The organism is Rothia nasimurium (assembly GCF_928382285.1).
In the GTDB taxonomy this organism is placed as follows: domain Bacteria; phylum Actinomycetota; class Actinomycetes; order Actinomycetales; family Micrococcaceae; genus Rothia; species Rothia nasimurium_E.
In genome coordinates, this window is record NZ_CAKMSS010000003.1 from 116,852 (window position 1) to 135,597 (window position 18,746).

Annotated in this window: 18 protein-coding genes and 3 tRNA genes; 8 read left to right on the plus strand and 13 right to left on the minus strand. The window is 61.8% G+C overall.

From position 1 onward, the window contains the following. Nucleotides 1-349: 349 nt before the first annotated feature. On the minus strand, nucleotides 350-1,102 hold the full coding sequence (locus tag L6758_RS05010) for a hypothetical protein (RefSeq protein WP_237204749.1): 753 nt from the start codon (nucleotides 1,100-1,102) through the stop codon (nucleotides 350-352). Between the two features lie 149 nt (nucleotides 1,103-1,251). Here L6758_RS05010 and L6758_RS05015 point away from each other — a divergent pair, with 149 nt between their 5' ends. The 8 genes from L6758_RS05015 (at nucleotide 1,252) to L6758_RS05050 (ending at nucleotide 9,382) form a co-directional block, all read left to right on the plus strand. Beyond that, entirely contained in the window at nucleotides 1,252-1,938 is a 687-nt protein-coding gene (locus tag L6758_RS05015; protein WP_237204813.1) for a response regulator transcription factor, read from the plus strand. Nucleotides 1,939-1,973: 35 nt separating this feature from the next. Then, a complete protein-coding gene (gene mshD, locus L6758_RS05020) occupies nucleotides 1,974-2,945 on the plus strand; it encodes a mycothiol synthase (RefSeq protein ID WP_237204748.1) in 972 nt (323 codons plus the stop codon). 35 nt (nucleotides 2,946-2,980) lie between these two features. Next, nucleotides 2,981-5,209 carry an RNA degradosome polyphosphate kinase gene (locus L6758_RS05025; RefSeq protein WP_237204747.1) on the plus strand — a complete coding sequence of 743 codons (2,229 nt, stop codon included), beginning with the start codon at nucleotides 2,981-2,983 and terminating at the stop codon, nucleotides 5,207-5,209. A 95-nt stretch (nucleotides 5,210-5,304) separates the two neighbouring features. Then, nucleotides 5,305-6,336 (plus strand): NUDIX hydrolase, encoded by a 1,032-nt coding sequence (locus tag L6758_RS05030; RefSeq protein ID WP_237204746.1) that lies wholly within the window; start codon nucleotides 5,305-5,307, stop codon nucleotides 6,334-6,336. A 7-nt stretch (nucleotides 6,337-6,343) separates the two neighbouring features. Beyond that, entirely contained in the window at nucleotides 6,344-7,165 is an 822-nt protein-coding gene (locus L6758_RS05035; protein ID WP_237204745.1) for a thymidylate synthase, read from the plus strand. 16 nt (nucleotides 7,166-7,181) lie between these two features. Continuing rightward, on the plus strand, nucleotides 7,182-7,811 hold the full coding sequence (locus tag L6758_RS05040) for a dihydrofolate reductase (RefSeq protein ID WP_272878567.1): 630 nt from the start codon (nucleotides 7,182-7,184) through the stop codon (nucleotides 7,809-7,811). Beyond that, nucleotides 7,808-8,947 carry an aspartate-semialdehyde dehydrogenase gene (gene asd / locus L6758_RS05045; protein ID WP_237204744.1) on the plus strand — a complete coding sequence of 380 codons (1,140 nt, stop codon included), beginning with the start codon at nucleotides 7,808-7,810 and terminating at the stop codon, nucleotides 8,945-8,947. Before L6758_RS05040 ends, asd begins: the two co-directional genes overlap by 4 nt. A 9-nt stretch (nucleotides 8,948-8,956) precedes the next feature. Next, entirely contained in the window at nucleotides 8,957-9,382 is a 426-nt protein-coding gene (locus tag L6758_RS05050) for a GntR family transcriptional regulator (protein WP_237184926.1), read from the plus strand. Here the strand turns inward: L6758_RS05050 and L6758_RS05055 are convergent. The 12 genes from L6758_RS05055 to L6758_RS05110 all read right to left on the minus strand — a co-directional run bounded on the left by L6758_RS05055 (nucleotide 9,379) and on the right by L6758_RS05110 (nucleotide 18,664). After that, a complete protein-coding gene (locus L6758_RS05055; protein ID WP_272878566.1) occupies nucleotides 9,379-9,936 on the minus strand; it encodes a PIN domain-containing protein in 558 nt (185 codons plus the stop codon). The genes L6758_RS05050 and L6758_RS05055 overlap by 4 nt on opposite strands. Further along, nucleotides 9,936-10,445, minus strand: a complete 510-nt coding sequence (locus L6758_RS05060) for a helix-turn-helix domain-containing protein (protein WP_237204743.1) — start codon at nucleotides 10,443-10,445, stop codon at nucleotides 9,936-9,938. Before L6758_RS05060 ends, L6758_RS05055 begins: the two co-directional genes overlap by 1 nt. Before the next feature lie 36 nt (nucleotides 10,446-10,481). Next, nucleotides 10,482-10,883 (minus strand): PGPGW domain-containing protein, encoded by a 402-nt coding sequence (locus L6758_RS05065; protein ID WP_237204742.1) that lies wholly within the window; start codon nucleotides 10,881-10,883, stop codon nucleotides 10,482-10,484. Nucleotides 10,884-10,895: 12 nt separating this feature from the next. Continuing rightward, entirely contained in the window at nucleotides 10,896-11,987 is a 1,092-nt protein-coding gene (locus tag L6758_RS05070) for a UDP-N-acetylmuramate dehydrogenase (RefSeq protein ID WP_237204741.1), read from the minus strand. Between the two features lie 94 nt (nucleotides 11,988-12,081). After that, the gene (locus tag L6758_RS05075) at nucleotides 12,082-13,311 is read right to left on the minus strand and encodes an MFS transporter (RefSeq protein WP_237204740.1); all 1,230 of its coding nucleotides are present in this window, start codon (nucleotides 13,309-13,311) and stop codon (nucleotides 12,082-12,084) included. Nucleotides 13,312-13,457: 146 nt separating this feature from the next. Beyond that, nucleotides 13,458-13,919 carry a MaoC family dehydratase gene (locus L6758_RS05080; RefSeq protein ID WP_237204739.1) on the minus strand — a complete coding sequence of 154 codons (462 nt, stop codon included), beginning with the start codon at nucleotides 13,917-13,919 and terminating at the stop codon, nucleotides 13,458-13,460. A 3-nt stretch (nucleotides 13,920-13,922) separates the two neighbouring features. Beyond that, nucleotides 13,923-14,369, minus strand: a complete 447-nt coding sequence (locus L6758_RS05085; protein WP_237204738.1) for a MaoC family dehydratase N-terminal domain-containing protein — start codon at nucleotides 14,367-14,369, stop codon at nucleotides 13,923-13,925. 55 nt (nucleotides 14,370-14,424) lie between these two features. Further along, nucleotides 14,425-14,496, minus strand: a tRNA-Thr gene (locus L6758_RS05090). 1 nt (nucleotide 14,497) lies between these two features. Continuing rightward, a tRNA-Met gene (locus L6758_RS05095) sits at nucleotides 14,498-14,571 on the minus strand. Nucleotides 14,572-14,597: 26 nt separating this feature from the next. After that, nucleotides 14,598-14,669, minus strand: a tRNA-Thr gene (locus tag L6758_RS05100). Nucleotides 14,670-14,749: 80 nt separating this feature from the next. After that, the gene (locus L6758_RS05105) at nucleotides 14,750-16,720 is read right to left on the minus strand and encodes a DEAD/DEAH box helicase (RefSeq protein WP_423817186.1); all 1,971 of its coding nucleotides are present in this window, start codon (nucleotides 16,718-16,720) and stop codon (nucleotides 14,750-14,752) included. Between the two features lie 339 nt (nucleotides 16,721-17,059). Next, nucleotides 17,060-18,664 carry a DUF2079 domain-containing protein gene (locus L6758_RS05110; RefSeq protein WP_237204737.1) on the minus strand — a complete coding sequence of 535 codons (1,605 nt, stop codon included), beginning with the start codon at nucleotides 18,662-18,664 and terminating at the stop codon, nucleotides 17,060-17,062. Nucleotides 18,665-18,746 lie beyond the last annotated feature (82 nt).

An 18,746-nucleotide genomic window follows, 5' to 3' on the forward strand; every position in this document is an offset into this window, starting at 1 on the left:
AACCTTCTTGCTGGTTCGCTCTGGCTCGCAAGCTCGCCAGATTCGCGCCGAGATTATTTTCCTCGCACGCTCGGAATCTCGACGCTCATCGACTGCAATTCATGCCAGCCCCAGCCAGTCGTCTGCCGGGGCGCCCCCGCTGCTCCCTTCACCTTAGGCGCCCGAAACATAAAGAAAACCGGCCCTCGCGCAACAGTGCGCGGGGCCGGTGCTGAGAAGCCTGTGGGTTGCTTACTTCTGGCCACGGAAGAGGCCGGTGAGTACGAAACCGATGCAGGTGAAGATAGCCAGACCTGCCAGGCCCAGAAGGACGAGGAAGAAAATTTCAAGTGCAAGAATACTCATACCGCTACCCTACCACGCGCGTGAGGAAAGTCGCACACACATAGGCGATGACGCCGATAAATGCTACGGGTGTTACGCCCAGGGTGACAGCGCCACGGCGGGGCCCTTCCTTGGGGCCTGCCGAGACAACCCGGATGCCGATAAGTCCCAGCAGCAGACCGACGGCCAGGCCGATGGTGATGACGGGGTAGGCGGTTTCAACGTCCCTGGCCAGGATGGCTAGACCCACCCATCCTGCCACAGAGACTGAGGCCAGCACACCCGAGACGCAGCTGATGACCGACTCCAGGCGCCCCACAGCGCCTTCGCCGCGGGCAAGTTCTGCCATGAAGCTTGCGACCACGCCCACCGCTGCGATAGCGGGCAGGAAGGCCAGGGGGGAACTGCCGGGGTTGAGCCAAGAGTAGAGCAAGGAGGCTACGCCCGATACCAGCACGATGACGGAGTGGGAGGTAATGCGGCGGCGTCCGCGCAGTTCGGCGATGCCGGTGGCGGCGGGCCAGCCGCCTGCGATGAGAAGGACGGCGCCCAGCCCGGTGAGTGCTGCGAGGTCGGGTGAGGTAGCTGCGGTGATGACCAGGGCTATAAGGGTGACGAGGGCTGAGAGCGCCACCAGTGTGTAGCGAGAACGGCGGGTTATGCCGATACGCCCGATGGGCCCTTCGTAGACGGTTTTCTGCCTGGCCCGGCGGAGCTTGGTGAGCTCGGGGACGAAGGTGCGGATAGCTCGGGTGTGGGTGGGGTCTTTAGTCGTCACTCTGGGGTTTCATCTCGCTGTGTGGTGGGCCGGTGGTGTGGGTTCCGGGCTTCTTCTTATCTTCCCGTATTACGAACCTGTTTATCAACGTCTGTGGCCTGCGTTTTATACTGGTGCTTGAGTTGACCTGTTCTAGGGAGTGTATGAGCGTGCTGCATATTGTCGTATTGAGTGATTCTGCGACCGATGGCGCTGATGTCACTCAGTCGCTGGGGTTGTTGGCTCATCAGATATCGGTTCTTCCTCTGGGCGCTGCGCCGTCCATGGTGCAGGCGGCTGGACCCGATGTGGTCTTGGTTGATGCCCGTGAGCAGTTGGTTGCGGCCCGTAACTGTGCCCAGTTGTTGAAGGGGTCTGGTTTTACTACGCCGCTGTTGATGGTGCTTACCGAGGGCGGTATGGCTGCGGTGGCGCCGCACTGGATGGTGGACGATATCGTGCTTGAGTCGGTGGGTCCGGCTGAGCTTGAGGCCCGTTTGAGGTTGCTGACGGCGCATGTGGCTGAGGAGGCTGAGCCTGAGAGCACGGTGATTCGGGCCGGTGGTATCACGGTCGATGAGGCCTCGTATTCGGCGCGTTTGCAGGGGTCGCCCCTGAACCTGACCTACAAAGAGTTTGAGTTGCTGAAGTTTTTGGTGCAGCACCCCGGGCGGGTTTTTACGCGTGCCCAGCTTCTCTCTGAAGTGTGGGGTTATGACTACTACGGTGGTACGCGCACGGTTGATGTGCATATTCGTCGTCTGCGGTCGAAGCTGGGCCCTGACAATGAGCAGTTGATTACGACGGTTCGCAATGTGGGGTATAGCTTTAACTCGGCGCGGTCGGATTCTAGGTAGGCTTAGAGGAGCTGCGATGTGTGTAGGAGGCGCGTGTGGTCTATGAAATTATTTCACCCAAGGTTTCGGGTGTTGTGCTAGCTGATTTTGAGCGGTTGGCTGAGCTGGCCCGGCGGCAGGACGGCGCCTCCCCCTTTTCTGAGCAGACCTTTGTTGAGCTGCACAAGGCAGCTGCGGGGGCGGACGCCGGTGTGCGGCTTTTTGAGGCCCGGCAGGCTGGTGCGCCCCTAGGTTTTGCGGCCCTGGTGAGAGAAGGCAAGATCTGGGTGTTGGAGGCCGCTGTTGCCCCCGAGGCCCGTGGCCAGGGCCTTGGCTCGGCCCTAATAGGCGCGGCGGTTGAGGCTGCCGGTGAAGAGCCGCTTCGGGCCTGGGTACACGGTGGTTCTGATACGTCTAGCCCTGCCCTGCAGGCTGCAACCCACCTGGCCGATAAGCTGGGCTGGCGCCCTACTCGCGAACTCTACAAGCTGGGTCTGGCCCTGACCGATGAGGCGCGGGAGAGCGTCCGCGCCGCTGCCCAGGCCCGCCCCCTCCCCGCTGGCCTAACGCTGACCACCTACACCCCCGACCGGGCTGAGGCCTGGGTGCAGGTCAATGCCCAGGCCTTTGCCCACCACCCCGAGCAGGGGCGGCTAACCCTCGATGACCTTGCGGCCCGCACCGACTCTGACTGGTTCCGGGCAGAAGGGTTCTTCCTGGCTGTAGAAAAGGACGGGCAGCTGGCAGGCTTCCATTGGACCAAGATTCCTACCGGCCAGGGCGAGCACCCCGAAGGGGAAGTCTATGCGGTGGGCATCGCGCCCACCTGGCAGGGTAAGGGGCTGGGGAAGGCTCTGACCCTAGCCGGCATGGCCTATCTAGCCGGGGCTACCGACGAGTCCGGCACGCCCCTTGACCGCATCGTCCTCTATGTCGATGCCGACAACACCGCCGCTGTAGCCCTCTACCGCTCCCTCGGCTTTACCCCCCTCACCATCGACCGACAGTACGCACCTGCCCACCCCTAATCTTTACCACCGCCCCTCGCATTGAAAGGCACACCATGACCACTACACCGGCAGAAACCCCGGCCCACCCCCATATCAACGGCGATATTAACAAGCTCGAACGCGCCGAAACCCGCGTAGACCGCATCGACGTGGGCGAAAAAATCAAGCAGCCCAACCTCGAAGGCGATTTCGGCAGCGACCGCTTCCTTGACCGCGAAATCAGCTGGCTCGAGTTCAATACCCGAGTGCTCGAACTGGCCGAAGACCCCAACCTCTACCTGCTAGAGCGCCTGAACTTCCTCTCCATCGTCACCAGCAACCTGGACGAGTTCTTCATGGTACGCGTGGCGGGCCTCAAGCGCCGCATTGCCACCGGTATCGCCGTACCCTCAGCAGCCGGGCTCTCCCCCGAAGAACAGATGGAAGAAATCTCCGAGGCCGCCCATGCCCTGCAGGAGCGCCAGTACCGTGTCTTCCACGAGCAGGTCTACCCCGAGCTGGAAAAGGAAAACATCCGTATCGTCGGTTGGGCAGACCTCTCCTCCAGTGAGCAGGAGCGCCTCTCCCGTTTCTTCCGCGCCGAGCTCTTCCCCGTGCTCACCCCCCTGGCTGTTGACCCGGCCCACCCCTTCCCCTACATTTCTGGTCTGTCGCTCAACCTGGCCGTCATCGTCCGCAACCCCCAGACCGGCAAGGAGCTCTTCGCCCGCCTCAAGGTGCCCGAAGCCATCGAGCGCATGGTGGCCGTTGACGGCGCCCGCGCGGTCAAGTCCTCCTCGGGCGAGGTCCGCTTCATCCCCCTTGAGGTCATTATCGCCGAGCATCTCGACATGCTCTTCCCCGGCATGGAGGTCGTGGAGCACCACGCCTTCCGCGTGACCCGCAACGAGGATCTTGAAGTTGAAGAAGACGACGCCGAGAACCTGCTCAAGGCCCTAGAAACCGAGCTGCTGCGCCGCCGCTTTGGCCCCCCGGTGCGTCTGGAGGTTGAAGACACCATCAACCCCACCATCCTTGACCTGCTCGTTTCAGAGCTGCGTATCGACGAGCACGAGGTCTACAAGCTCCCCGCTCCCCTCGATTTGCGCGGCCTGTCCGATATCGCCAAGACCAACCGCCCGGCCCTGCACTACCCCAAGCACATCGCCCACACCTCCCGCTGGCTCAACGCCAACGAGACCTCCAAGGCAGCCGACGTCTTTACCGCAACCCGCGACCACGACGTCCTGCTGCACCACCCCTACGACTCCTTCGCCACCAGCGTGCAGGCCTTCCTGGAGCAGGCCGCGGCCGACCCGGCCGTCCTCGCCATTAAGCAGACCCTCTACCGTACCTCCGGCGACTCCCCCATCGTGGACGCCCTCATTGAGGCAGCCGAAGCCGGCAAGCAGGTGCTGGCCCTGGTTGAGATTAAGGCCCGCTTCGACGAAGAGGCCAACATCAACTGGGCCCGCAAGCTGGAACGCGCGGGCGTGCACGTGGTCTACGGCATCGTGGGCCTAAAGACCCACTGCAAGCTCTCCCTGGTTGTGCGTAAAGAGGCGGACGGGCTGCGCCGCTACTGCCACATCGGCACCGGTAACTACCACCCCTCCACCGCCCGCTTCTACGAGGATCTCGGTCTCATCACCTGCGACCCGCAAATCGGTGAGGACGTCTCCCGCCTCTTCAACCAGCTCTCCGGCTACGCCCCGAAGACCACCTACAAGCAGCTGCTGGTTGCCCCCCGCTCCCTGCGTTCGGGCCTGATTGACAACATCAACAAGGAAATCGAGCACAAGCGCGCGGGCCACGCCGCCAAGATTCAGATCAAGTGCAACTCCATGGTCGATGAGGCCATCATCGACTCCCTCTACCGCGCCTCCCAGGCAGGGGTTGAGGTCAACGTGGTCGTTCGCGGTATCTGTGCCCTGCGCCCCGGCGTCCCCGGCCTCTCCGAGAACATCAAGGTGCGTTCAGTCCTGGGCCGCTTCCTCGAGCACTCCCGCGTCTTCACCTTCGAAAACGCCGGGACCCCCAAGGTCTACATCGGTTCAGCAGACATGATGCACCGCAACCTCGACCGCCGTGTTGAAGCCCTGGTGCATGTGAAGGCAGAAGCCCATATCAAGTACCTGCTAGAGATGTTCGACAACTACCTCTCAGAGAAAACCAGCAACTGGCACCTGGGGTCAGACGGCACCTGGGAACGCCACCACTTGGCAGCCGACGGCTCACCCTTGCGCGATGTGCAGGCCTACTACCTGGCTAGCCGCGACCAGAAACGCAACAAGCGAGCCTAAGCCGGGCGCAGACGTCCGCGCCTTGTCCACCGCTCACAGCTAAGGGGCTTAGAATGTCCTTGGGTTAACATTCGGTTAACTCAAGGACATTCTGAATGCCTGCCCACCCCCACGGAGCTTCCCACATGCCGCACACCGAGACCTTCTACGCCGCCCACACCCACGACGGAGCGCTCTCGCTCAGCCGAGGCCCCCACAACCGGGCAGCTGTCAACGCAGCAGGCGCCATTATCTGGCGCTGGCACCACGACCAGGTGCAGGTCCTCATCATCCACCGCCCCCGCTACGATGACTGGTCCTGGCCCAAGGGCAAGCAGGACCCCGGCGAAACCCTGCCCGAAACCGCCATCCGGGAAATCCGCGAAGAGGTCGGGCTCAACGTCACCCTCGGCGCCCCTCTGGCGGTAACCGCCTACGAGGTCAAGGGCAAGCCCAAGGAGGTCTACTACTGGGCAGCCGAAGCACCCGCCGGGCAAAAAGCCGTTGCCGATGAGGGCGAAGTGGACGAGCTGCGCTGGGTCACTCCCAAGCAGGCCCGCACCATGCTCACCAACGCCACCGACAAAGAGCCCCTCGACGCCCTACTGGCCCTGGCCCATGCGCAGAACCTGCGCACCCGCCCGGTGATTATCGTCCGCCATGCCAAGGCCAAACCGCGCGCCAGCTGGGCCGGGGCCGAAGGCGAGCGCTCACTTGCGGCTACCGGCAAGCGCCAGGCACTGGCGGTAGGACGCCTGCTGGAGGCCTGGCAGCCCGAACGCATCATTTCCTCCCCCTGGGTGCGCTGCATGCAGACGGTCTACCCCTATTCGAAGGCCTCTGGTATTTCCATCAAGGAGAAGCGGGCTCTGACCGAGGCTCACCATGCCCGGGCGCCCAAGCACGCCCGTAAGGTGGTCGAGTCCCTCTTTGAGAAGCGGGATAAGTCGGTCATGCTCTGCACCCACCGCCCGGTGCTGCCCACCGTCCTTGAGGTTCTGGGCGAGCACCTGAATAAGCAGCTACGCCCCCATCTGCCCGTGCATGACCCTTACCTCAAGCCCGGGGAGATGTGGGTCTTGCAGGTGTCTGTGGCCCACCCCAAGACCGTGGTGTCGCTGGAACAAATTAAGCCTTTTGACGATTAAAGAAGATATGACTGTTATTCCTACCCCCTACGAAGACCTGCTGCGCGAGATTATGGCGACCGGCGATGAGAAAGCCGACCGCACCGGCACCGGCACCAAGAGCGTTTTCGGCCGTCAGATGCGCTTTGACTTATCTGAGAGTTTTCCGCTGATCACCACCAAGAAGGTGCACTTCAAGTCGGTGGTTATTGAGCTTCTCTGGTTCCTGCGCGGGGAGTCAAACGTGCGCTGGTTGCAGGAGCGCGGCGTGACGATCTGGGATGAGTGGGCGGACGAGGACGGCGAACTGGGCCCGGTCTACGGGGTGCAGTGGCGCTCCTGGCCGGCCGGTGACGGGCAGACCATCGATCAGATTGCCAAGGTGCTTGACTCGCTCAAGAACAACCCCGACTCCCGCCGTCATATTGTCTCTGCCTGGAACCCGGCTGAGGTTGACGACATGGCGCTGCCACCCTGCCATGCCCTCTTCCAGTTCTACGTGAAGACCCGGGAGGATGGCCAGAAGGAGCTCTCCTGCCAGCTCTACCAGCGGTCTGCCGATATGTTCCTGGGCGTGCCCTTCAACATTGCCTCCTATGCCCTGCTGACCCAGCTGATTGCTGAAGAGGTGGGTATGGTGCCCGGTGAGTTTGTCTGGACCGGCGGTGACTGCCATATCTACTCCAACCACTACGAGCAGGTCACCGAGCAGCTGTCGCGCAAGCCCTACCCCTACCCGCGCCTGCGCATTAAGAATAAGAAGCCCTCAATTTTTGACTACGAGTTTGAGGACTTTGAGCTGGTAGATTACCGCCATCACCCCCTCATTAAGGCCCCGATTGCGGTCTAGGGTCGAGGAGTTGAGCGTGAACGGTGAGCAGGTAAACGGCTCGGGTACCCTGCCCGAGCTAGCGGCTATCTGGGCGCAGGCGGGCAACGGGGTGATTGGCCGCGACGGCGATATGCCCTGGTATGCCCCCGAGGACCTAGCCCATTTTAAGGCCTTGACCCTGGGCGCCCCGGTCATTATGGGTCGGGTAACCTGGGAGTCCTGCCCTCCCCGCTTCCGCCCCCTACCGGGGCGGCTCAATCTTGTGATTACGCGTTCTGTCTCGCAGGTTGAAGAAAAGGATGGTGCCATCTGGGCGCCTTCTCTTGATGCGGCTTTGGGGGCGGCGCAGAGTTTAGCTCCGGACGCCCCCACCTACTGGGTCATTGGCGGCGGCTCTCTCTACACCGAGGCCCTACACCGCACCGACCTACCCGGAGTAGCGGGTTGGCAGGTAACCCGGGTGGAGCGCACCCTCTTTGAGGCTGAGATTCCCGGTGATACCTACGCCCCTGAACTGGGGGCCGACTGGGCACTAGTTGCTGAGGACGCACCCGTCCGCTCTGAAAAAGGCTATGCGCTGACCGCCACCGGCGAGAAGCTCCCTCTCACCATGCGGTTCCAGACCCTGCGCCGGGAGCCCGTAAAAGCTAGACTGAAACCATGACTTTTACATCTGGTGATTCCGTAGGCTTTGTTGGTTACCGTGGCATGGTCGGCTCCGTGCTCATGAAGCGCATGCTCGAAGAAGGTGACTTCGAGGGTATCAACCCGGTCTTCTTCTCCACTTCCCAGGCCGGTTCAGCAGCCCCCACCTTCGGCGGGGCGCTGGAAGAGTCCATGCTCAAGGACGCCCACGATATCGACGAGCTCGCCAAGCTGCCCGTCATCGTGACCGCCCAGGGTGGCGACTACACCAAGGCAGTCCACACCCAGCTGCGCGAGCGCGGCTGGAGCGGTCTCTGGATTGACGCAGCCTCAACCCTGCGCATGAACGATGACGCCGTCATCGTGCTTGACCCCATCAACCGCGACGTCATCGACCGCGGCCTGGAGTCAGGGGTTAAGGACTTCATCGGCGGTAACTGCACCGTCTCCTGCCTGCTCATGGGCCTGGGCGGCCTGTGGAAGCAGGGACTGGTCGAGTGGGGCACCTCCATGACCTACCAGGCAGCCTCCGGTGGCGGCGCCCGCCACATGCGCGAGGTGCTCAAGCAGTTCGGCGATATCAACGGCTACGTAGCAACCGAGCTGGACGACCCCGCGTCCGCCATCCTTGAGATCGACCGCAAGGTGCTGGAACTCCAGCGCTCCGGCGACCTCGACACCACCCAGTTCGGCGTTCCCCTGGCCGGTTCACTGATTCCCTGGATCGACTCTGACCTGGGCAACGGCCAGTCCCGCGAAGAGTGGAAGGCCGAGGCTGAGTCCAACAAGATTCTGGGCCTTGAGGGTGATGACCGCGTGGTTCTTGACGGCCTGTGCGTGCGTATTGCAACCATGCGCTCCCATTCCCAGGCTCTGACCCTAAAGCTCAAGGAAGACCTGACCGTTGAGGAAATCGAGAAGATTATCGATGAGGACAACGAGTGGTCAAAGGTTATCCCCAACGCCAAGGACGCCACCGTCGAGGGGCTGACTCCCGTTGCGGCGTCCGGTACCCTGGATATCCCGGTGGGCCGCATCCGCAAGCTCAACATGGGCCCCCAGTACATCTCTGCTTTCACCGTGGGTGACCAGCTGCTGTGGGGCGCCGCAGAACCCGTGCGCCGCATGCTGAAGATTGCGACCGGCACCCTTTAGACTGGTGCCATGACAAAGAACGAGATGCCCCCGATTCACGACTCCCACGAGGAGCTGTGCGGGGGCATCCGTGCTTTAAATTTTAGGGTTGATAAGGGGTCGGACGTCCCGCCCTACTCCCAGCTGCGGCGGGCTATTATTGCGGCACGGGCTTCCGGCGCTCTGGCTGCCGGTGACCGGCTACCGCCCATGCGGGCGCTAGCTGCCGAAACAGGTCTTGCAGTAAACACGGTGGCGAAGGCCTACAAGGAGCTGGAAGCCGCCGGCGCCATTGAAACGCACGGCCGGGCAGGGTCCTTTATTACGGCCCTCGACTCAACCGCGCACAAGGCGCAGACCCTGACCGAAAAGTACATTACAGCCATGCGCAAACTGGGCTTTGAAGACCAGCAGATCCACGAGACTCTGGATCATATGCTGGGGTTCGAAAGCTAGAACCCATTAGACTCAAGAGTCTCTGCAAACCTCACCAGCCCAATTTTTCTCAACCCCACCAGATACTCCGTGTGAGTTACCTCTGGGTTCTTCATGTCTCGCACAATGTCTTCAGCAATTTGTTTGATTCTCTGCGGGTTCAGTGCAAACCGGTCGCAGAGAAAATCATCTGGATGAACGGCCCTCACATCAAATGGAGCTAAAGTCTCTTCAGGGAAGTCTTTCAGATTAAAAGTAACGATAAAGTCAGCACGAGCTCGAACTGCTGCTGCTAAAACATGGCGATCTTTAGGGTCGTTACCCATCTGATGTATCAGCGATTCATACTCACAAACTTCTGCATCTGGGAAGTATTTCTGCATATTTCTCACGCGCTTCTCAGCCTGCCCAGGCGTTCGCATGAACGCTGTCTGCAAGTTGCGTTCTACTTCCTCTAGAATCCCATGCGACCAGAGGGGCCTGTACTCTTTTGCATCTGCTAGGCGCAGAAGTAAGTCGCACGTTGGCATCGGTAGCAGTACACATGCATCGAGAACAGCAGATAGCCCAGACATTAAGATTTTCCTGACGGAATGCGAGTCTGCGCAAAGCTTGGAGGTAGGTCAAAGTAGCTACCGTCTGCTGATGATTCTTGCGTTTGTTCTTGGAGGAAAGCTTTACGCTCTCTTCGCTCTTTCTCTTCATACTGAATCAAGTCTGCGAGAAGCACACGGCGATGGCGGCCAACAGTAGTAAAGGGAATATCACCAGATTCGAGAATTTTTACGAGTGTTGGACGAGATATTTGGAGATAATCAGCAGCTTGCTGAGTGGTGAGCTTGGTATCGGTAGGCGTAATCGAAACAGCCTTGTTATGGGCTAAGGCATCAACGATGGTTGTTAGTGTGTCATATAAGAGGAAGGGAATAACCTGTTTTTTACCGTCTGGCGATAGCAGCGCAGGCTGAGCCCCCTCATCCTCACTAGAAGCGCTATGCAAGAAAGAAAAAAGTAGTTCTAAGTCTGCTTCATGGAAGGTGGAGGGTTCAAGAATAGAACGCTGATTATGCTGAGTGACGGTCATGCCACCACTATAGCACTATTCGAAATATTCGAAATGTTATAGTGTTTTCCTGTAGTGGCAGCCCGTTGGGCAGTAGTGGCTGCGGTTGCTGCGGCTGGCCCAGCGGGCGGCGGTGCGACGGCGGTGGGCTCGGTGCCGCTTAGCCTCTATCTGCCGCCAGATATTCAGCACCTTAGCTTTCGCCCACACGTTCAGGCGGTGGGCCCAGTGGAATTCGGTACCCCACAGGCTCATGCCCATGAAGATGAAAAGCCAGCCGGGGCCGGGCGTCACCAGCATGATAATACCGGCGACGATGCACAAAAAACCCAGCCCGATAATAAGCAGGCGGTAGAGCAGGAGCAAGGCGGCGTGCCGCCCCATAAAGGCGCGGAAGCGCTCCATACGCCGGTGTAGGCGTCCGCCCTGCCCGCTCTCGATTTCTTTCTCTAGGCTCATGACGCCCCTGCGTTAGAGAGTAAACCCAACGACAACAGGCTCAGGAACCAGGCGCACCCCGAAGCTTTCCTCAACCCCGGCTCGCACAGCGCGTGCGATAGCCGCAATATCGGCGGTAGAGGCGCCCCCGCGGTTGGTGATAGCCAGGGTGTGCTTGGTAGAGAGTGAAGCCCGACCGCCGGCGAGCTCCGCTGCCTCGCCATCCAGGCCGAAGCCCTTATCGAACCCGGCGTGCTGAATCAGCCAGGCGGCAGAGAGCTTGACCATGCCGTCCAGGGGTTCACCGGCGGGGGTGGTTGCCGGGTAGCGGGGGGCGTCCTCGGGGAGCTGGGCTGCGACGTCCTGCCCCACGATGGGGTTGGTGAAGAAGGAGCCGGTGGAGTAGGTGTCGCGGTCGGCGGCGTCCAGCACCATGCCCTTACCTGCGCGCAGGCGCAGCACGGTTTCACGCACCAGGCGGGAGTCGGCGCGTTCCCCCACCTCAACACCCAGCTGGCGGGCCAGCTCAGCGTAGCGGACGGGGGCGGACTGGGAGCCGTGCGGCAGCTGGAAGTCTACGGTCAGCACCACATAGCGGGGAGACCCGTTGACGGTGGACTGCTTGAGAATCGAGTCGCGGTAGGCGAACTTCAAGTCGGCGTTAGCGAAGGTCTTGTAGCCGCCGGTTTCACGGTCCCAGGTACGAACCGAGGCGATGGTGTGGGCAACCTCAGAGCCGTAGGCCCCCACGTTCTGCACGGGGGTGGCCCCCACAGTACCGGGAATACCGGAGAGGGCCTCAATACCGGAGAGCTCGTTCTCTACGGCGTAGGCTACCAGGTCGCCCCAGGTGTGGCCTGCCTGCACGCGCAGGGTGGTGCCGCCGCAGGCGTAGTCGCTCACGGTTTCAATACCGGTTGAAGCTATGTGCACCACTGCCCCGTCAAAGCCCTCATCGGCTACCAGCAGGTTAGAGCCCCCGCCCACCACCAGCAGGTCTTCTCCTGCACGGTCGGCAGCGGTTACGGCATCAATAATCTCCTGCTCGCTGGTGGCCTCAACGAAGAGACGGGCGGGGCCACCCACAGCGGCAGTGGTCAGTTCACTTAAAAGCTTGTCAGTCACGGTGCCCATTCTACCGGCTCTGCCCGGGTGCCGCCTGCGAGCGTGCTCACCGGGCGCTGGGAGCTGGGCGCGGGCGTCCTGGCGGCTAGTGCCCCTAGAGCTTTTCGGTGTGGACGGTGTTGCCCGGCTTCTTGGGTTCCAGCTGGCTGGTGAGCAGTAGGGACACAACCACAAAAACCAGCACGGCTAGCAGGCCGTTGCGGATTCCAAAGTGCTCCCCCAGCAGACCCAGCAGGGGCGGGCCGCCCAGGAAGGCCGCATAGCCGATGGTTGAGACAACGGAGACGCGGACGGCTGCCTTGAGCGGGTCGTCCGAGGCAGCTGACATGCCGGTCGGGAAGCCGAGGGAGGCGCCCAAGCCCCAGACCAGCAGGCCGACAAAGCCCAGGGGCACGGTAGGGGCGAAGATGAAGAGGGCCAGGCCGATAATGGCGAGCGAGCAGGTGGTGCGGAGCACCGGCACCCGGCCAAAGCGGTTGAGCAGGGCGGTGCCGCCAAAACGCCCTACCATCATGGCCACTACAAAGGTGAAGTAGCCGAGGGACCCGATGGTGGTGCTGGTGCCGTAGTCGTGGGTGAGGGCCAGGGCCACCCAGTCGTTAGCTGAGCCTTCAGCCAGGGCCATGCCCAGCACGAAAAGGCCGATAAGGATAGTGTGCTTATCGCGCCAGGCGTCGCGCACCCGGTAGGAGCCGACGGCGGCAATGGCCTGGGTGTCGTCCTGGCCGTAGTTTTCGCTGTGGCAGAACTTGAGGGAGATAAGGACGAGGGCGGCAACGGTAAGGGCGAAGTAGAGCATATGGACGGCGAAGGGCACGCCCAGGCGGGTGTCCAGGGTACCGATAGCGGCCCCGACGACCGTGCCGATAGAGAAGAAGCCGTGCATGATGGGGGTGACGTAGCGCCCCAGTGCCCGCTCGTTGGCTACGCCCTGCACGTTGGAGGCCACGTTGGAGACAGCGCTACCCAGGCCCTGAAGCATGAGGCCGAGCAGGGTCACGGGCACGCTGGCGAGGTGCACGCCCAGGCCGATTAGGAGCATGCCGGTGACGGTGGTGGTGTAGGCTGCCGCGATACAGCGGATAGCGCCGTGGCGGGCGACGAGGGCACCTGAGAAGCTCACGGCGCAGAAGGAGCCAATGGTCATACCCAGCAGCAGCAAGCCCATGGGACCGGAGCTCAGCCCCAGCCCGTTGGCCACATCGGGCAGACGGGTGAGCAGGGCAGACACTACTAAACCGCTGGCAAAGAAAAGCCCCAGTACCGCCCTGTACCAGGTCTTAATCTGCCGGTCGGAAAGCTGGGTGCGGGGGTTATGTGCCATGGTGGGTAAGGTCGATTCTCTCGTAGTAAAGCTAAGAGGGCGCGTCAGTGTGTTTGTGTCCTGCTGTCTATTCTAGTGGTCGTGCACAACAAGGCGCCCGCTCAATCTCTGAACGGGCGCCTTTAGTGCGCAAGGTGGGGGCTATACTAGGCAAGCTTCACGAGTGCCTGGGCCTTCATCAGCACCTTCTGCTCTTTGCCCTCGGTGTCGGGGGCGGTGACGGTCAGGTCGATGCGGGCGGTGCGGGCATCCGCATCCAGGGCGCCAACCTTACCGGCAACCGAGATGACGTTGCCGCCGGTAGCCGGGGAGGCCGCGTCATCAGCATCGGGTACCGGAACCGGCTTGGAGAAGCGGGTCTGGTAGTCCACAATCGCACCGGCGTCGCCTACCCAGTCGGTCACCAGCTGCACGGCAGCACCCATGGTGAACATGCCGTGGGCGATGACGCCGGGCAGGCCCACAGCGGTTGCGAAGCGCTCATTCCAGTGGATGGGGTTGAAGTCGCCGGACGCGCCCGCGTAGACCACCAGGTCAGCGCGGGTGACAGGAATCTGACGGGTACCAATCTCGGTACCCTTTTCAAGGGAGTCAAAAGAGATAGCCATGGGTTAGTCCTCCGCCCGAACCAGCAGTGATGAGATGCAGGTGGCGACCTTTTCGCCCTCTACGGTGGTAATTTCTTCGCGGGTGGTCAGCATAGCGCCGGCTCCCATGACGCGCACGCTATCGACGTGCACCTCGGTCAGCAGCTCGTCCCCGGCCACAATCGGGCGGTGGTGGGTGAAGCGCTGGTCAGCGTGGACCACGCGGGAGAAGTCAATACCGGCTTCGGGGTCACCAATCAGGGCGGCGTCTGCCTTCTGGGCCAGAATAATGGCGAAGGTGGGCGGGGCAATCAGGTCGCTGTAGCCTGCGCTCTGGGCGGCCTGCACGTCAAAGTGCAGGGGGCTGGTGGCCTTCACGGCTGTAGCGAATTCACGGATTTTCTCTCGCCCGACCGCATAGGACTCTGTGGCCGGGTAGGTGCGGCCTACGATCTCTTGGTTAATAGCCATAGAAACCACTCTACAAACAAAAAACCTGCCAAGCTAATGCTTGACAGGTTATCTGAGCCCCGACCGGGAATCGATCCCGGGACCTCCATCTTACCAAGATGGCGCTCTACCACTGAGCTATCGGGGCGTAGCGGTGGACGGGCTCGATCCGTCGACCTCACGATTATGAGTCGTGCGCTCTAACCAGCTGAGCTACACCGCCACGTATGAACTTTTGGGCTCATACAGAGCCCCGACCGGGAATCGATCCCGGGACCTCCATCTTACCAAGATGGCGCTCTACCACTGAGCTATCGGGGCAACAGATACTAGCTTACGATACAACCTTTGGAAGACGCAAATCTAGAACCTGTTTTTTGGGGTGTTCTAGGGCACAGCCCTTAGAACTTCTTGCGGCCCTTCTTCTTGCCGCCGAAGTCCTTCTTGCCGAAACGGTCGTCGCGGTCGAACTTTTTCTTGCCGCCGAAGCCGCGGTCGTCACGGTCAAATTTCTTACCGTCGAACTTCTTCTTGCCACCGAAGTCCTTCTTACCGAAGCCGCGGTCGTCACGGTCGAACTTGCGTCCGCCTCCGCCGCCCTTGGGGCCGCGGTCGCGCTTGATGTTGATGAATTCGCCGGCTACCTGGGTGTCGCGCAGGCGGTCGAAGAAGTCACCGGGCAGTTCTGCTTCGGGCAGGGAGACGATGGTGAAGTGCTGGCGGATATCGATTGCACCGACCTGCTTACCCTTGAGGCCGCCTTCGTTGGTGAGAGCACCGACGATAGCTGCGGGTGAGACGTGGGAGGAGCGGCCTACGTTGAGCTTGAAGTCGACCATGCCTTCTTCGGAGTGGCGGCGGCCGCCGCGGGGCTTGTCGTCGCGGTCGAAGTCGCGGTCACGGTCGCGCTTCTTGCTCTTGGGTTCGGGCATTTCTTCGGCCAGGAAGGGGCGACCCTGCTGGGCGATGACGGCCAGGGCTGCTGCGATTTCTTCGCCTTCAACGTCGTGTTCGTTGGCGTAGGCGTCGATGAGTTCGCGGAAGAAGCTGAGATCTTCGGTTTCGATGGTGTCGGTGATCTGCTGGGCAAACTTCTGCTTGCGGTTGGCGTTGACATCTTCAACGGTGGGCATGTGCATCTGTTCGACCTGCTGGCGGGTTGCCTTTTCGATCTGACGCAGCATGTACTTTTCACGCGGGGTCATGAAGAGGATGGCTTCGCCTGCGCGGCCTGCGCGGCCGGTTCGGCCGATGCGGTGCACGTAGGATTCGGTGTCGTGGGGGATGTCGAAGTTGACGACCAGGGAGATGCGCTCGACGTCGAGGCCGCGGGCGGCAACGTCGGTGGCGACCAGGATGTCGATGCGGCCATCGCGCAGGGCTTCGACGGTGCGTTCGCGCTGGTTCTGGGGGATGTCGCCGTTGATGGCGGCAGCCTGGTAGCCGCGGGCCTTGAGCTTGTCGGCGACTTCTTCGGTTTCTTTCTTGGTGCGGACGAAGGCGATGATGCCGTCGTAGTCTTCGACCTCAAGCACGCGGGTCATGGCTTCGAGCTTGTGGGAGTGCATGACCTGCATGTAGCGCTGGCGGATGTTGGCGCTGGTGGTGGTCTTTGACTTGACGCGGACCTCTGCGGGGTCGTTGAGGTACTGATCAGCGATCTTGCGGATGGTCTTGGGCATGGTTGCTGAGAAGAGGGCAACCTGCTTGGAGTCGGGGGTGTCTGCCAGGATCTGTTCTACGTCTTCGGCGAAGCCCATGCGGAGCATTTCGTCGGCTTCGTCCAGTACCAGGTACTGCAGGTTGGAGAGATCCAGGGAGCCCTTTTTCAGGTGGTCGATGACGCGGCCGGGGGTGCCGACAACAACCTGGGCGCCGCGCTTGAGACCTGCCAGCTGGGGGCCGTAGGGTGAGCCGCCGTAGATGGGGAGCACGGTGAAGTCGGGCATATCGGTGGCGTAGGAGGAAAAAGCTTCGGCAACCTGCAGAGCCAGTTCACGGGTGGGGGCCAGCACCAGCACCTGGGTGTCTTTGGAGACACCGTTGATGTCGGCCAGTTCTGCCAGGGTTGAGAGAGCGGGCAGGGCGAAGGCTGCGGTCTTACCGGTACCGGTCTGGGCCAGGCCGACGACGTCGCGGCCTTCAAGCAGCAGGGGGATGGTTTCAGCCTGAATGGGTGAGGGCTTTTCGTAGCCGACCTTTTCAAGAGCTGCCAGCACGCGGGCGTCCAGACCCAGATCGGTGAAGCGGATGCCGCCGTCCTCGTCCTTTTCTACCTGCTGGGTGGGGGTGTCTACAACCGGTTCCTGGAAGATAGCGTCGGTTGCGGTGTCTGCGTTAACGGCAGTATTTTCAGTCAATGTTGTCCTCATCGAGTGGGGTTTCAGCACTCTCACTGAGGTGGAGGTGCTGTACGGGGTGTCCCCGTGGAATGCTCGCGAGGGGCCTCAAAGATCAGAGGTCTTCGGTTCATGGGCGCTGGCTATCAGGGGTGCGCGCTTGGGCGAGCTGATTACACATCAGGTTCTCTAGTCGAAGGTTCAACGGTCTGCTTAGCCTAAGTATGTTCGTTGAACGCGCGTGGCCCTGTGGTTGTGTGCCAGTAGCGGGCGTGGGCGCTGAAGAGAAATGGTCGGGGGTTCCCGAGTCTTACGTTTTCAACTCTACCCTAGTTTGGGCGTTTTGGGCCCGGGTGGTGATAGAGGGTACAGCTAGCGGGTGCGGACGGCGATGTCGATGGTGCCAATGGTGCGGTAGTGAACGTAGGTAGCGGTACCGTAGCGGCCGGTGGCGTAGTCAACCGCGCTGGTCGGTGGATTGCCGCCCCAGGCGCTGCCCAGCTTGTCGACGAGCACGTAGTCGGGGCCGGGTTCTCCGGAGTGGCCGATCCAGTAGGCGGTATGGTTGGGCACCAGGTAGGTGAGGACGGAGAGATCCGCCGCCACAGTGGATCCTTCGGGGATGGCGGCAACGGCTTCTGCCTTCATCTGGTCTGTGGTGGAAAGCTCGGTAGTGGCGAAGTCCGGGTCAGCCAGCTGGGCTAGGGACTGGTTTGGTAGCAGCCCAAGACTGACGATGAGGGCGAGCGCGGGTAGGGCTACCGGGGCGCGGTGGCGCAGGGTTGCAAGGATTGTGCGGACGGTGCGCCCGGCGGGTGTTGCCCCGAGCCGGTAGGCGGGGACGCTGGTGCGGGCGGTGGCGCGGGCAAGCACGTCGAGCAGGGCGGTGAAGACGATGGGCATGAGTACCAGGTTGTAGTGCCAGGTAGGTTCCCAGTAGCCCTCTTGGGGTGAAAGGAAACGCCAGATGAGGGTGGGGGCTGCGATGAGGGCAAGAGGGCTGGTGGTCCAGGCCAGGACGCCGATCAGCAGCAGTAGGCCGAGGGTGGCGGTTTTTTGCCAGGGGTAAAAAAGCTGGGCTAGGGCGCCGAGGGGGTCACCGATAGCTGCTGCGACGTCGAGCTTATCGGAGTAGTCGAAGACACCACCGGTGTTGAAGAAGGGCAGGATAAGGCCGATGGCCAGCAGGGGCCAGACTATGCCCCAGAGCATGAGTAGGCTGGCTTCGGCAACCGCGGGGGTGTTGACCCAGGAATGCAGCAGGGTACGGTAGCGTTCGCGGCGGGGGCGTACCGGGGCGGACACCGACGGGAAGGCTATACTGCTGGCGGTTGAGAGCCAGCCGGTGCGGGCCAGGGCGACGAGCCCGATGACGAAAACCGTGATACCGACGTCCTCTTTGACGAAGACCAGGGGGGCCGCCCAGTAGATGGCGCGGCGCAGCAGGGGGGCGGGGGCGTCCGTCAGGCGGGTCATGGCCAGGTAGCCCAGGCTCATGACGAGCAGGGGCAGGGCAAAGGCGACCTCGTGGAATTGAACGGCTACAGCCTGCTGGATGCCGAAGCTCAGGGCGTAGGCAGCTCCCAGGGCTAGGGCTGCCCAGGGGGCCAGAATCCGCTGGGCGAAGCGCACCAGCAGGTAGACAGACAGGGCAACCAGCCCGTTTTGCACATAGAGCAGGGTGGCGGGCGTAGGCCAGAGCCAGTAGAAGGGAGTCAGTAGCACCGTGACGGGGTGGAAGTGATCCCCCAGCAGGTTGAACCCCTCCCCCTTGATCGGCACAATCGGGGCCTGCCCTGAGGCATATGCCTTAGCCAGCTGCGAGAAGATACCGAGATCCCAGGAGGGCACCACGTAGTGCCGCCACTGCAGCCAGGAGTAGACGCTGTAGAGGGCAAAAACAGCTAGGGCCAGGGCTGCAGCGCTGATACGCGCCCTGATGGGGTGGGCTTCTGCTGGCAGTAGGGAGGAGCTCATGCGCCTTCTTCGTCTGAGGTTGGGGTAGGTGCCACGGGTGCGGCGTCTTGTACGAGTATAGACAGCAAAGTGGTTCTGTGGG